The 14,315-nt window shown below is 54.3% G+C and carries 11 protein-coding genes; 10 read left to right on the top strand and 1 reads right to left on the bottom strand.

Features of this window, described 5'->3' with window-relative positions; all coding sequences use genetic code 11:
- Positions 1 to 9 precede the first annotated feature (9 nt).
- The 6 genes from msbA (at position 10) to WH279_RS04175 (ending at position 6,038) form a co-directional block, all read left to right on the top strand.
- Positions 10 to 1,758, top strand: a complete 1,749-nt coding sequence (msbA, locus tag WH279_RS04150; RefSeq protein ID WP_339455097.1) for a lipid A ABC transporter ATP-binding protein/permease MsbA — start codon at positions 10 to 12, stop codon at positions 1,756 to 1,758.
- Entirely contained in the window at positions 1,755 to 2,735 is a 981-nt protein-coding gene (gene lpxK / locus WH279_RS04155) for a tetraacyldisaccharide 4'-kinase (protein WP_339455098.1), read from the top strand. The genes msbA and lpxK overlap by 4 nt, the downstream gene beginning before the upstream one ends.
- A 62-nt stretch (positions 2,736 to 2,797) precedes the next feature.
- Positions 2,798 to 4,006, top strand: a complete 1,209-nt coding sequence (locus WH279_RS04160) for a winged helix-turn-helix domain-containing protein (protein ID WP_339455099.1) — start codon at positions 2,798 to 2,800, stop codon at positions 4,004 to 4,006.
- A gap of 95 nt (positions 4,007 to 4,101) precedes the next feature.
- Positions 4,102 to 4,284: a Trm112 family protein gene (locus tag WH279_RS04165; protein WP_023654621.1), complete on the top strand. Its 183-nt coding sequence runs from the start codon at positions 4,102 to 4,104 to the stop codon at positions 4,282 to 4,284.
- Positions 4,281 to 5,027, top strand: a complete 747-nt coding sequence (gene kdsB / locus WH279_RS04170; RefSeq protein ID WP_339455100.1) for a 3-deoxy-manno-octulosonate cytidylyltransferase — start codon at positions 4,281 to 4,283, stop codon at positions 5,025 to 5,027. Before WH279_RS04165 ends, kdsB begins: the two co-directional genes overlap by 4 nt.
- A gap of 117 nt (positions 5,028 to 5,144) precedes the next feature.
- A complete protein-coding gene (locus tag WH279_RS04175; RefSeq protein WP_339455101.1) occupies positions 5,145 to 6,038 on the top strand; it encodes a YcbJ family phosphotransferase in 894 nt (297 codons plus the stop codon).
- Here WH279_RS04175 and elyC read toward each other — a convergent pair.
- Entirely contained in the window at positions 6,015 to 6,803 is a 789-nt protein-coding gene (gene elyC / locus WH279_RS04180; RefSeq protein WP_200640701.1) for an envelope biogenesis factor ElyC, read from the bottom strand. The genes WH279_RS04175 and elyC overlap by 24 nt on opposite strands.
- A 234-nt stretch (positions 6,804 to 7,037) precedes the next feature.
- Between elyC and cmoM the strand changes: the two genes are divergently transcribed.
- Genes cmoM through mukB form a run of 4 tightly spaced genes read left to right on the top strand, consistent with a single transcriptional unit; the run spans position 7,038 to position 14,293 of the window.
- On the top strand, positions 7,038 to 7,826 hold the full coding sequence (gene cmoM, locus WH279_RS04185; protein ID WP_339455102.1) for a tRNA uridine 5-oxyacetic acid(34) methyltransferase CmoM: 789 nt from the start codon (positions 7,038 to 7,040) through the stop codon (positions 7,824 to 7,826).
- On the top strand, positions 7,819 to 9,141 hold the full coding sequence (mukF, locus tag WH279_RS04190; protein WP_133841026.1) for a chromosome partition protein MukF: 1,323 nt from the start codon (positions 7,819 to 7,821) through the stop codon (positions 9,139 to 9,141). The genes cmoM and mukF overlap by 8 nt, the downstream gene beginning before the upstream one ends.
- The gene (gene mukE, locus WH279_RS04195) at positions 9,122 to 9,847 is read left to right on the top strand and encodes a chromosome partition protein MukE (RefSeq protein ID WP_339455103.1); all 726 of its coding nucleotides are present in this window, start codon (positions 9,122 to 9,124) and stop codon (positions 9,845 to 9,847) included. Before mukF ends, mukE begins: the two co-directional genes overlap by 20 nt.
- Positions 9,848 to 14,293: a chromosome partition protein MukB gene (gene mukB, locus WH279_RS04200; RefSeq protein WP_339455104.1), complete on the top strand. Its 4,446-nt coding sequence runs from the start codon at positions 9,848 to 9,850 to the stop codon at positions 14,291 to 14,293.
- Positions 14,294 to 14,315 lie beyond the last annotated feature (22 nt).

A 14,315-nucleotide genomic window follows, 5' to 3' on the forward strand; every position in this document is an offset into this window, starting at 1 on the left:
GGTTAAATAATGCATCTGGATAAAGATCTCTCCACCTGGCAGACCTTCCGTCGACTCTGGCCAATGATTGTGCCATATAAGGCGGGATTGATTGTGGCTGCAGTCGCACTGATTCTTAATGCGGCTGGCGATACACTCATGCTGTCACTGCTGAAGCCTTTACTCGATGATGGTTTTGGTAAAGCGAACAACGCCGTACTGCTATGGATGCCGCTTGCCGTAATGGGCCTGATGCTCGTTCGCGGCGTTACCAGCTACGTTTCCAGCTACTGTATTTCCTGGGTGTCTGGCAATGTGGTCATGGGCATGCGCCGCCGCCTGTTCAGCCATATGATGGGCATGCCGGTCGCCTTCTTCGACCAGCAGTCTACCGGTACACTGCTATCGCGCATCACCTATGATTCTGAACAGGTTGCCTCATCCTCTTCCGGTGCCCTGGTGACTGTGGTGCGTGAGGGTGCTTCTATTATCGGTCTGTTTATCTTGATGTTTTACTACAGCTGGCAGCTGTCGCTGATCCTGATCGTTCTGGCACCAATCGTTTCATTTGCTATTCGTTCGGTCTCTAAGCGTTTCCGCAATATCAGTAAAAATATGCAGAACACCATGGGCCAGGTGACGACCAGCGCGGAACAGATGTTGAAAGGGCATAAAGAAGTGCTGATCTTTGGTGGTCAGGAAATCGAAAGCGAGCGCTTCAACCGTGTGAGTAATCGCATGCGTCAGCAGGGGATGAAACTGGTTTCAGCATCCTCGATTTCTGACCCGATTATTCAACTGATCGCCTCGCTGGCACTGGCCTTTGTGCTGTATGCCGCGAGCTTCCCGAGTGTGATGGAAACCCTGACAGCAGGTACGATCACCGTGGTGTTCTCGTCAATGATTGCCCTGATGCGTCCGCTGAAATCACTGACTAACGTCAATGCTCAGTTCCAGCGCGGTATGGCTGCCTGTCAGACGTTGTTCTCCATTCTCGACAGCGAGCAGGAAGTGGATACCGGCAAGCGCACAGTTGAGCGTGTAAAAGGCGACATTGAGTTCCGTGATGTAACATTCACCTATCCTGGTCGTGAAATACCTGCCCTGCGAAATATCAATCTGGCGATCCCTGAGGGTAAGACGGTGGCTCTGGTCGGGCGCTCGGGTTCTGGTAAATCAACGCTGGCGAGTCTGTTGACCCGGTTCTATGATGTGCAGCAAGGGGCTGTCCTGATGGATGGGCATGACCTGCGTGAATATACCCTTGCCTCACTGCGTAATCAGGTGGCGCTGGTATCGCAAAATGTGCATTTGTTCAATGACACCATCGCCAACAATATTGCCTATGCGCGTGAGGAACAGTACAGTCGCGAAGATATTGAGAAAGCGGCAACGATGGCCCATGCCATGGACTTTATCAGTAAGATGGAGAATGGTCTGGATACGATGATTGGTGAGAATGGTGTGCTGCTCTCAGGTGGCCAGCGTCAGCGTATTGCTATTGCCCGTGCCCTGCTGCGTGACAGCCCGATTCTGATCCTGGATGAAGCCACCTCTGCTCTGGATACCGAGTCTGAGCGTGCTATTCAGTCAGCCCTGGACGAACTGCAAAAGAACCGGACTTCGCTGGTGATTGCACACCGTCTTTCCACGATTGAAAAAGCGGATGAGATTGTGGTGGTTGAAGATGGTCAAATCGTTGAGCGTGGCAGTCACGAGATGTTGCTGGCAGAGCGTGGTGTGTACGCGCAACTGCATAAGATGCAATTTGGCCAATGATTGAACGCATCTGGAGCGGCCGCTCTGCGCTTTATCTGTTGTTGTTGCCTTTCAGCCTGTTATACGGGCTGATCAGTAATCTGCTCCGTCTTAGCTATTGCTGGGGCTGGCGTAAAGTGTGGCGTGCACCCGTTCCGGTGGTGGTCGTCGGTAATCTTACTGCGGGCGGGAATGGTAAAACGCCAGTGGTCATCTGGCTGGTACAGGCGCTGCAACAGCGTGGTTTTCGCGTTGGTGTGGTGTCTCGTGGTTATGGCGGCAAAGCAGAAAGCTATCCGCTGGTGCTGGGCGAAGAGACCACTACCCGTGAAGCTGGTGATGAACCGGTTCTGATCTATCAGCGTACCGGGGCGGCGGTCGCGGTCGCTCCCCAGCGCCGTCTGGCCGTAGAGGCGTTGGTGTGCGGTGGCGGGGTGGATGTCATTATCACTGATGATGGATTACAGCACTATGCTCTGGCGCGTGATGTTGAAATCGTCGTCGTTGATGGTGAACGTCGCTTTGGTAATGGCTGGTGGTTGCCCGCAGGTCCCATGCGGGAACGCGCTTCTCGCCTGAAAAGTGTGACCGCCGTCATCGCCAACGGTGGCCATGCGCACCCGGATGAACTTTCGATGCAACTAGTGCCGGGCCAGGCGGTGAACCTGCTTTCAGGGGAACGTCGTCCGGTCGCACAACTGCAAAATGTGGTGGCAATGGCCGGTATTGGCCATCCGCCACGTTTTTACAACACGCTGCGTCAGCAGTGTGTTGTGATCCAAAAAGAGGTCTCTTTCGCTGACCATCAGAATTACACTGCCGATACCCTGAATGCCCTGATAACCGACGGGCAGACACTGCTGATGACAGAGAAAGATGCGGTCAAAGTGCGCGCTTTTGCTACTGACAGCTGGTGGTATTTACCGGTTGATGCCATGCTTCCCGATGAGCAGGCCACCCTATTACTGAACAAAATCAGTGCATTAATTCCACGCTAATTTCGGCCACAACTCTCCACATCGCGCTACACTAAAGCCATCTGAACTTTACGGATGGCATCATGACGGCGGTAACTCTTTCTCTTGTTCAGGCGCGCCAGCTTCAGCTGGCGGCTCAGGGCTTGCTGCGCCCACCTTCACATAAAGCCCGATTTGACGATTTACTGTCGGCGGTACGCCGAATGTCACTACTGCAAATCGACACCATCCACGTGGTGGCGCGTAGCCCTTATCTTGTGCTATTCAGCCGTCTCGGGGAGTATCCTCATGTCTGGCTTGAGCAGGCGCTGGCACAGCGAAACCTGTTTGAATACTGGGCGCATGAAGCCTGCTTTATTCCCATTGAGGATTATCCCCTGCTGCGTCACCGCATGCTGAATCCCTCAGCATTAGGCTGGAAGTACAGCCAGGCATGGATGGATGAGCATCAGCAGGATATCGCCAGTTTGCTGGCGCATATTCGTGAAAATGGCGCGGTTCGTTCGGCTGACTTTACGGCTCCGGCGGGGCAGAAGCCTGGCTGGTGGGCGTGGAAACCTCATAAGCGCCACCTGGAAAATCTGTTTACCTCCGGTGAGCTGATGGTCAGCGAACGTCGTCAGTTCCAGCGCGTTTATGACCTGCGTCAGCGTGTGATGCCCGATTGGGATGATGCGCAGCATGCACTCACCGAAGCGGAAGCTGTACAGCGTATGCTGGATAACAGTGCGGGCAGTCTGGGTATCTTTCGTCCGGCCTGGCTGGCAGATTATTACCGTCTGAAACGGGCGCCGGTCCTCCAGGCTATCGATCGCTGGCGGGAACAGGAAACAGTGCGTGAGGTCCAGGTTGAAGATCTCGGCATGATGTATGTCCATCACAGTCTGTTTACACAACTGGCTCATCCGCAAGCCGCTACCCATACCGCTATTCTGTCGCCATTTGACCCACTGGTGTGGGATCGTAAACGCGCACTTGAACTGTTTGATTTTGACTATCGTCTGGAATGTTATACCCCGGAGGAAAAACGGCAGTATGGGTACTTTGTCCTGCCTGTTTTGCATCGGGGTGCGTTAAAAGCACGACTGGATGCGCGTATGCTGCGCAAGACAAACGTGCTGGAGGTCAAACAATTATGGCTGGAACCGCACATACGCGTCAGCCAGCAGTTCGTAGATGATGTGCAGCGTGCTCTGACGAAATTTGCCCGCTGGCAGGGGGCGGAGATGATCGAGGTCAATAAACTTCCTGATGCCATGCGTTCCCGCTGGCCAGCTCGCTGGGAAATATAATCTCGGGCATGTTTTTCGTGGTGAGCGGGTAACTGCACCAGTACAGCTATGGTATTCTTAGCCCATTGCAAAATTGGATGTATCGCGGAGGATTTATGGATCATCGTCTACTCGAAATCGTTGCTTGTCCGGTCTGTCATGGCAAGTTGTACTACAACAAAGAGCAGCAGGAACTCATCTGTAAACCAGATGGCCTGGCATATCCGGTACGTGACGGTATTCCTGTGTTGCTGGAAGTTGAAGCACGCGCATTGACGCTTGAAGAGAGCCATCCATGAGTTTTGTTGCCATTATTCCTGCCCGCTTTGCTTCCACCCGTTTGCCCGGTAAACCCCTGGTCGATATTCACGGCAAACCAATGGTGGTTCACGTGATGGAGCGTGCACTGGAATCCGGTGCCGAACGGGTGATTGTCGCCACGGATAATCAGGATGTGGCACGTGCGGTTGAAGCTGCGGGTGGTGAGGTCTGTATGACCCGTCCTGACCATCAGTCCGGTACTGAGCGCCTGGCCGAAGTGATTGATCACTACCAGTTCCCGGATGACACGGTGATTGTTAATGTTCAGGGTGATGAACCGATGATCCCACCGGTTATTATTCGCCAGGTGGCGGACAATCTGGCCAGCAGCTGTGCGGGTATGGCAACGCTGGCGGTGCCGATTGAATCAGCGGAAGAAGCCTTTAATCCGAATGCCGTAAAGGTGGTACGTGATACCAACGGTTATGCGCTGTATTTTTCACGAGCCACTATCCCGTGGGATCGTGAGCGCTTTGCGGCTTCCCGTGACACTATCGGTGACCACTTCTTGCGTCATATTGGCATTTACGGTTATCGCGCCGGGTTTGTTCGTCGTTATGTCCGTTGGGAAGCCAGTCCGCTTGAGCATATCGAGTTGCTGGAGCAGTTACGCGTGCTTTGGTACGGCGAGAAAATCCATGTTGATGTGGCAAAAGCCATTCCCAGCGTGGGCGTTGATACGCCAGAGGATTTGCTACGCGTTCGCGCAGCCATGCAGTAAATCCGCGTCGGGACCACTGCGCGGGTCCCGCAATTTATACGACGAATTTGATCCAGTTCGGAGCAAATCTCATCAATTCCCACCATCATAAGACCTCTTGCCTGATAAGGAGGGCAGATGGAACAACTGCGATCTGAACTGGCACTGGTGCTGGGAGAGCCCGTCAGCCGGGTTGAGTGTATCAGCCAGCAACCCTACGCCAGTCTCTATACTCTTTACGATGACAGTGGTCATTCACTGCCGTTAGTGGCGAAATACTTCAACATGAAGGGCATTGCAGCCCAGGAAGCGCATAAGCTCTCAATGCTGATGCGTGAAGGGAAGGTGCGTGTGCCTGCCGTGTATGGTTTGGTGATCAGCCAGCAGCCACCCCTGCATGAAGTCTTACTGATAGAGCGTATTGGTGGCGTTTCTATTGAGGCGCCCACGCGTACCCCCGAGCGCTGGCAGCAGCTGCAGGAACAGATTGTTGAAGGGATGCTCGGCTGGCATCGTATCGACAGTCATGGGCTGGTGGGAACGGTAGACAGCACCCAGCAGAATCGTTGGCCCGCCTGGTATGCGCAGCGCGTGGAGGTGTTGTGGGCGACGCTCAACTACCTGCGGCCGGCATTACTCAGTATGGATGACCGACGTGTGCTGTATCGCAGCCGTCAGAGTCTGCGCGCACTGTTTAAAGATTTTGACGATCCCTGTGTTCTGGTTCACGGCAACCTGGTGCTCAGCAGCATAATGAAAGAGGCCTGGGGCGATCAGTTACTGGCGATGATTAATCCCGGTACGATACTTTGGGCACCACGAGAATTCGAATTGTATCCGCTATGCGCATCCGGCGCAGGCGATGGCATCGTCAGTGAGTATTTGCGGCGAGCCCCCGTAGCGGAAGGGTTTGTCGCACGCCGCTGGTTCTACATTCTTTGGGAGGAAATTGCGCGGTTCATTCACACCGCGCAGTTTGACCGTGCGCGTTTTACGGCAGCCAGCCAGTCACTCCTTCCCTGGCTCGACTGACGGTTTGGCGGCGGGTTTCAGCCATTGCCACAAGCGGCCCAGGCTTTCGTAGATCGCACGTTCGCTGTGGCCCAGCCAGAATGATGAGGGTAATACCCGCTCCCAGAAATTCAGCGGTGACGTGACCGCCAACTGGTTTGCGGGTGCTGGCCAGGGGGCCAGGCCCTGACGCTGGAAGAAGATCATGGCCCGTGGCAGATGGTTGGCGGATGTCACCAGCGCAAACGGGCGCTGCCCGACAATATGGGACACTTCCAGGGCTTCCTGTTCGGTATCACTGGGTTTATCCAGCGTAATAATTGCACTTTGCGGTACGCCCAGTGATTGCGCCACGAGTGAGGCCACGGCTGCTGAACTCATCGGGTTGCCCTGTGCATGTCCGCCCGTCACGATCAGTTTTGCCCCAGGGTTCGCCTGCAAAATACGAATGCCCTCTGTGAGACGTGGCAAGCTATTGTTGAGCATATTTGAGCTGGGCGCCCATTGTGGATTCCAGGTGTAGCCACCGCCGAGGACCACAACGTACTCCACCGGGTGCTGATTGTGCCAGGTGGGATAGCGATTCTCGATGGGGGCCAGCAGCCTGTCTGCAATGGGTTGCAGGCTGATCAGCAACAGAATAGCCCAGGCAACGGAGATGAGTGTTTTGCCGCTTTTCTGCCAACGGCTGAACCAGAGTAAGATAATCCCTAGTGCCATCACCAACAGCAGCATTGGCAGTGGAAGCAGCAGGCCGCCAACAATTTTTTTCAGTGCAAAAAACATCAAAAAGGGTTCCTTTTGTCCGAAAAAACATCACACAATCACGAAGCGATGACTGAAAGGTTCATTATTTGTCAGTGTATGCCAAAATACCCCGCATCTTTCAAGCCACAGACGCACTGACGCATTCTCTTCACTTCGCTGAATGACGTGAATGAGCACAGTGTAACGTCTGAACGCCGCTCGAAATAGCCGGGTAACCCCGTAGAATAAAGCCCTGAATGCCGGAGTCGTTGTATGCAGGATCGCAACTTTGATGATATCGCAGAAAAATTTTCTCAGAATATTTACGGTACCACCAAAGGCCGTATTCGCCAGGCCATTCTCTGGGAGGATCTTGATGCGTTATTAACGTCGTTCCCTGACGGTCCGCTTTCGGTGCTGGATGCGGGTGGCGGAGAAGGGCAAACCGGCTGTGGCATTGCGGCTCGGGGTCATCAGGTGCTGCTTTGTGATGTCTCCGAAGAGATGCTCTCCCGTGCCCGCCGCCTCGCCGATGAAAAAGGTGTGAGCGGTAACATGCAATTCGAACAAATTAGCGCTCAGCAGGTCGGTCAACATTTGGATAAACCGGTTGATCTGGTATTGTTTCACGCGGTGCTGGAATGGGTCGCGGAACCCCAGCAGGTGCTGGCGGCGTTGTATGATGCACTGAAGCCTGGTGGCGTCCTGTCGCTCATGTTCTATAACCTGAATGGCTTGCTGATGCAGACGATGGTGCTGGGCAACTTTGGTTATTTACAAACGGGGCTGGCCAAACGTAAAAAGAAAACCTTGTCTCCGGACTATCCAAGGGATCCCGGACAGGTGTATGGCTGGCTGCAAGAGTGTGGCTTTACGATTGAGAACAAAACCGGCATTCGGGTTTTTCACGACTACATGCGTGATAAAACCAAACAGATCGATCGGTTTGATGAGGTTCTGGCCCTGGAAAAGCAATACTGCCGCCAGGAGCCGTTTTTAAGTTTAGGGCGTTATATCCACGTTACAGCGCGGAAACCCATAAGGCAGACGAACTATGAGTGAATTTTCCCAGACTGTACCGGAGCTGGTAGCCTGGGCGCGAAAAAATGATTTTTCCGTCTCATTGCCAACCGAACGTCTGGCTTTTTTGCTGGCGATTGCCACCCTTAATGGGGAGCGCATGGATGGCGAAATGAGTGAAGGCGAACTGATTGATGCCTTCCGCCATGTCAGTGAAGGCTTCGAACAGACCAGCGAAACTGTCGTGGTACGTGCCAACAATGCCATCAACGATATGGTGCGCCAGCGCTTGCTCAATCGCTTTACCAGCGAACATGCGGAAGGTAATGCGATCTATCGTCTGACGCCGTTGGGCATCGGTATTACCGACTATTATATTCGCCAGCGTGAATTCTCCACGCTGCGTCTCTCTTTGCAGTTGTCGATCGTAGCGGGTGAGCTGAAACGTGCCGCCGATGCTGCTGATGAAGATGGCGACGAATTTCACTGGCACCGCAACGTGTTCGCTCCGTTGAAATATTCGGTAGCAGAGATCTTCGACAGTATTGATATCACCCAGCGCATCATGGATGAGCAACAGCAGGGCGTTAAAGATGATATTGCCCAGTTACTCAATAAAGACTGGCGTGCGGCGATATCCAGCTGTGAACTGTTGCTGAACGAAACGTCCGGTACGCTACGTGAACTTCAGGATACCCTGGAGGCTGCGGGCGATAAGCTACAGGCCAATCTGTTGCGCATCCAGGATGCCACGATGAATAGCCCCGATCTCGGCTTCGTCGACAAGCTGGTGTATGACCTGCAAAACAAACTCGACCGCATTATCAGCTGGGGTCAGCAGGCGATTGACCTGTGGATCGGCTATGACCGCCACGTGCACAAATTTATCCGTACCGCGATTGATATGGATAAAAATCGCGTCTTTGCTCAGCGTTTACGTCAATCGGTGCAGAATTACTTCGATCAGCCCTGGGCGCTGACCTATGCCAATGCTGACCGCCTGTACGATATGCGTGATGAAGAATTGACGCTGCGCAGTGAGGAAGTGACAGGCGAACTGCCTTCTGAATTGGAATACGAAGAGTTCAATGCTATCCGTGAACAGCTGGCGGCGATGATTGAAGAAGCTCTGGCCATCTACAGAACACAGCAAAAACCGCTGGATCTCGGAGCGGTGATTCGCGATTACCTGACACAATATCCGCGCGTACGTCACTTTGACGTGGCGCGTATTGTCGTCGATCAGGCTGTACGCTTAGGCGTGGCCGAAGCAGATTTCTCTGGCCTGGCTGCAAAATGGCAGGCGATTAATGATTACGGAGCCAAGGTGCAGGCACATGTCATCGACAAATATTGAACAAGTGATGCCAGTTAAACTGGCGCAGGCACTGGCCAACCCGATTTTCCCGGCACTGGACAGCCAGCTACGCGCAGGGCGCCATATTGGCATTGAAGAGTTAGATCAACACGCCTTTCTGATGGACTACCAGGAGTTTCTGGAAGAGTTCTATGCCCGTTACAACGTTGAACTGATCCGTGCGCCGGAAGGTTTTTTCTACCTGCGGCCACGTTCCACCACGCTGATCCCGCGTTCAGTATTGTCCGAGCTGGATATGATGGTGGGTAAAATCTTGTGTTATCTCTACCTCAGCCCGGAACGTCTGGCCAATGAAGGGATCTTCACCCAGCAAGAGTTGCACGACGAGTTGATGTCGCTGGCCGATGAAAGCAAATTGCTGAAGCTGGTTAACCAGCGTTCTACCGGCTCAGACCTTGACCGCCAGAAACTTCAGGAAAAGATGCGCGCGTCGCTAAACCGCCTGCGTCGCCTGGGAATGGTGTGGTTTATGGGCAATGACAGCAGTAAATTCCGTATCACCGAATCCGTCTTCCGCTTTGGCGCCGATGTGCGCAGCGGTGACGATGCGCGTGAAGCGCAGCTGCGGATGATCCGCGACGGTGAGGCGATGCAGCTTGACGGTGGTCTGGCGCTGAATGATGAAAGCGAAGACGGTGAAAGTGATGCTGAAAACAGTGTGCCGGACAGCGCGGAGGAAGAATAAATGATTGAACGTGGAAAGTTTCGCTCGCTGACGCTGATTAACTGGAACGGTTTTTTTGCCCGGACTTTTGACCTCGACGAGCTGGTGACAACGCTGTCAGGTGGGAACGGTGCAGGTAAGTCGACCACGATGGCGGCATTTGTTACTGCGCTCATCCCCGACCTGACACTGCTGCATTTCCGTAACACCACGGAAGCCGGGGCGACCTCGGGCTCCCGTGATAAAGGCCTGCACGGCAAACTGCGTCCAGGCGTTTGTTACGCGGTGCTCGATGTGGTCAACTCGTTGCATCAGCGCGTGCTTGTCGGGGTGCGACTGCAACAGGTTGCCGGCCGTGACCGCAAAGTGGATATCAAACCTTTTAGTATTCATGGCCTGCCGACGTCCATTAACCCGACTGAGATTCTGACTGAGACGGTGAATGCCCGTCAGGCGCGCGTGGTGCCAATCAGTGAACTGAAAGAGCGGTTTGAAGCGATGGAGAGTGTGCAGTTTAAACAGTACAACTCCATTACGGATTACCATTCAGTGATGTTTGACCTCGGTATTGTAGCGCGTCGTTTACGCTCTGCCGCTGACCGTAGCAAGTATTACCGCCTGATTGAAGCCTCGCTGTACGGGGGGATCTCCAGCGCAATTACGCGTTCACTGCGCGATTACCTGCTGCCTGAAAACAGCGGAGTGCGTAAAGCGTTCCAGGACATGGAAGCCGCGCTGCGTGAAAACCGCATGACGCTGGAAGCGATTCGTGTCACCCAGTCTGACCGCGACCTGTTTAAGCATCTGATCTCAGAAGCGACCAGCTACGTGGCGGCCGACTATATGCGTCATGCCAACGAGCGCCGTATCCACCTTGATGGCGCGATGCAGGTGCGTAATGACCTTTTCACCAGTCGTAAACAGTTATCCGCCGAACAATATCGTCATATTGAGATGGCGCGGGAACTGAGTGAGCACAATGCTGCTGAAAGCGATCTGGAAACGGATTATCAGGGCGCCAGCGACCATCTCAATCTTGTTCAGACGGCACTGCGTCAGCAGGAAAAAATTGACCGTTATGATGCCGATCTCGAAGAGCTGACTTTCCGCCTGGAAGAGCAGAATGAGGTCGTCGCTGAAGCGCGTGAAGTGCATGAAGAAAATGAAGCACGTAGCGAAAACGCTGAGCTGGAAGTGGATGAGCTGAAAAATCAGCTGGCTGACTACCAGCAGGCACTGGATGTGCAGCAGACGCGGGCCATCCAGTATCAGCAGGCCTTGCAGGCACTCCAGCGTGCTCAGGAAATCTGCCAGATAAGCGATCTTAGCGTGGATAACGCAGATGAATGGCAGGAAACCTTCCAGGCAAAAGAGCAGGAAGCGACCGACAAGCTGCTGATGCTGGAACAAAAAATGAGCGTGGCGCAGGCCGCACACAGCCAGTTTGAGCAGGCGTTTGAACTGGTGAGTAAAATTGCCGGCCCGGTTAGCCGTAGCGAAGCCTGGCAGGTGGGGCGTGATTTGTTACGGGATGCCAGCAACCAGCGTTATCATGCCGAACAACTACAACCGCTGCGCAGCCGCCTGAGTGAACTGGCACAACGTGTACGTGAACAGCAGGATGCCGAACGTTTGCTGAGTGACTTCTGCAAGCGACACGGCCAGCATGATGCCAGTGAGCTGGAGTCCTTACAGGCTGAACTGGAAGCACAGATTGAGCTGTTAAGCGAAAGCGTGGCGGACGCGGGTGAGCGCCGTATGACACTGCGCCAGGAGCTGGAGCAGCTCCGTGAACGCATTGCGCGCCTGACTAAACAGGCACCACAGTGGCTGGCTGCGCAGGAAATTCTCTCGCAGTTGAGTGAACAAACGGGCCAGGCGCTGGAAAACAGCCAGCAGGTCACCGAGTTTATGCAGCAACTGCTGGAGCGCGAGCGTGAAACCACGGTAGAACGTGATGAAATCTCAGCCCGTAAGCGCGACATTGAGAAGCAGATTGAGCGTCTCAGCCAGCCGGGTGGGGCAGAAGACGCACGCCTGAACAACCTCGCCGAACGTTTTGGTGGCGTGCTGCTGTCAGAAATTTATGATGATGTCACCATCGATGATGCGCCGTACTTCTCGGCATTGTACGGCCCGGCTCGTCATGCGATTGTGGTGCCTGACCTGTCGCTGATCCGCGATCAGCTCGACGGTCTGGACGATTGCCCGGAAGATCTCTACCTGATCGAAGGGGATCCGCAGTCGTTTGATGACAGCGTATTTAATGTCGAAGAGCTGGAAAAAGCGGTCGTGGTGAAAGCGGGGGATCGCCAGTGGCGCTATTCTCGTTTCCCGAAAGTGCCGTTGTTTGGCCGTGCTGCTCGTGAAAACCAGTTAGAAGTGCTGCATGCCGAGCGCGAAGCGCTGGCCGAACGTTACGCTACGCTGTCATTTGATGTTCAGAAAACCCAGCGTCTGCATCAGTCCTTTAGCCGCTTTATCGGCAGCCACCTTGGCGTGGCGTTTGAGCCCGACCCTGAAGCAGAAATGCGTCTGCTCAATACCCGCCGTAATGAGGTGGAGCGCGCGCTGACGAATCATGAAAGCGAAAACCAGCAACAACGCCAGCAGTTCGAGCAGGCGAAAGAGGGCGTTGCCCAGCTTAACCGTCTGTTGCCTCGCGTCAGCCTGCTGCTGGACGATACGTTACAGGATCGTCATGAAGAGATTCAGGAAAAGCTGGATGAAGCGCAGGAAGCCGCACGCTTTGTGCAGCAGCACGGCGCACAGTTGACGAAGCTGGAACCCATTCTTTCTGTCCTGCAGAGCGATCCGGAGCAGCATGACCAGTTGAAACTGGACTACCAGCAGGCGCAGCAGCAGCAGCGCGATGCGCGTCAGCAAGCCTTTGCCCTGACGGAAGTGGTGCAGCGTCGTGCGCACTTTGGCTACATCGACTCCGCAGGTATGCTCAACGGCACCAGCGACCTCAATGAGAAGCTGCGCCAGCGCCTTGAGCAGGCGGAAGGTGAACGTACCCGCGCCCGTGAGCAGCTACGACAGCATCAAACCCAGCTAACGCAATATTCACAGGTTCTGGCCTCGCTGAAAAGTTCCTATGACGCAAAACGCGACATGCTAAAGGAGCTTCAGCAAGAGATGCTGGATATCGGCGTGCAGGCGGATGCCTCCGCTGAAGAGCGGGCACGACTGCGTCGTGACGAACTCTACAGTGCCCTGAGCAACAACCGCCTGCGTCGTAATCAGTTGGAAAAACAGCTGACCTTCTGTGAAGCCGAAATCGATGCGTTGCAGAAAAAACTACGCCGCCTGGAGCGCGAGTACCAGATAGGCCGTGAGCAGGTTGTGAGTGCGAAGGCGGGCTGGGTTGCAGTGCTGCGTCTGGTCAAAGACAATGGCGTTGAGCGCCGTCTGCACCGTCGTGAGCTGGCGTATCTCGGCGGTGACGAGCTGCGCTCCATGTCGGATAAGGCGTTAGGTGCGCTGCGTCTGGCGGTGGCGGATAACGAACATCTGCGCGACGTGCTGCGTCTGTCGGAGGATCCGAAGCGGCCTGAGCGTAAAATTCAGTTCTTCATTGCGGTTTATCAGCATCTGCGTGAGCGTATCCGTCAGGATATCATTCGCACCGATGATCCGGTCGAAGCCATTGAGCAGATGGAAATTGAGCTGAATCGCCTGACGGAAGAGCTGACTGCCCGTGAGCAGATGCTGGCCATCAGCTCGCGCAGCGTGTCGAACATTATTCGCAAAACGATTCAGCGCGAACAGAATCGTATTCGCCAGTTGAACCAGGGCTTGCAGGCCGTGAGTTTCGGGCAGGTGAAGAGCGTGCGTCTCAACGTTAACGTGCGGGAAGCTCACTCAACGCTGCTTGATGTGCTGTCTGAGCAGCATGAACAGCATCAGGATCTGTTTAAGAGCAATCGCCTGACCTTCTCCGAAGCACTGGCAAAACTCTACCAGCGCCTGAACCCACAAATCGATATGGGCCAGCGTACACCGCAGACCATTGGCGAGGAATTGCTGGATTACCGCAACTATCTTGAGATGGAAGTGGAAGTTAACCGTGGCTCTGACGGCTGGTTGCGTGCAGAAAGTGGGGCGTTATCGACAGGGGAAGCGATTGGTACCGGGATGTCTATTCTGGTGATGGTGGTGCAAAGCTGGGAGGAAGAGTCACGTCGTCTGCGCGGGAAAGATATCTCCCCTTGCCGTCTGCTGTTCCTTGATGAGGCCGCGCGTCTGGATGCAAAATCCATTGCCACCTTATTCGAACTCTGTGACCGACTGGAAATGCAGCTGATTATCGCGGCACCGGAAAACATCAGCCCTGAAAAAGGCACCACTTACAAACTGGTTCGTAAGGTCTTCAATAATACTGAACATGTTCATGTTGTTGGCCTGCGTGGCTTTGCTGCGGAACCGACGATAACGGCAAAAGATGTTGAGGCAGGAGCCTGATTCACGAAATCCTGTAAAAAAT

Source organism: Erwinia sp. MYb375, assembly GCF_037479175.1.
GTDB lineage: Bacteria > Pseudomonadota > Gammaproteobacteria > Enterobacterales > Enterobacteriaceae > Erwinia > Erwinia rhapontici.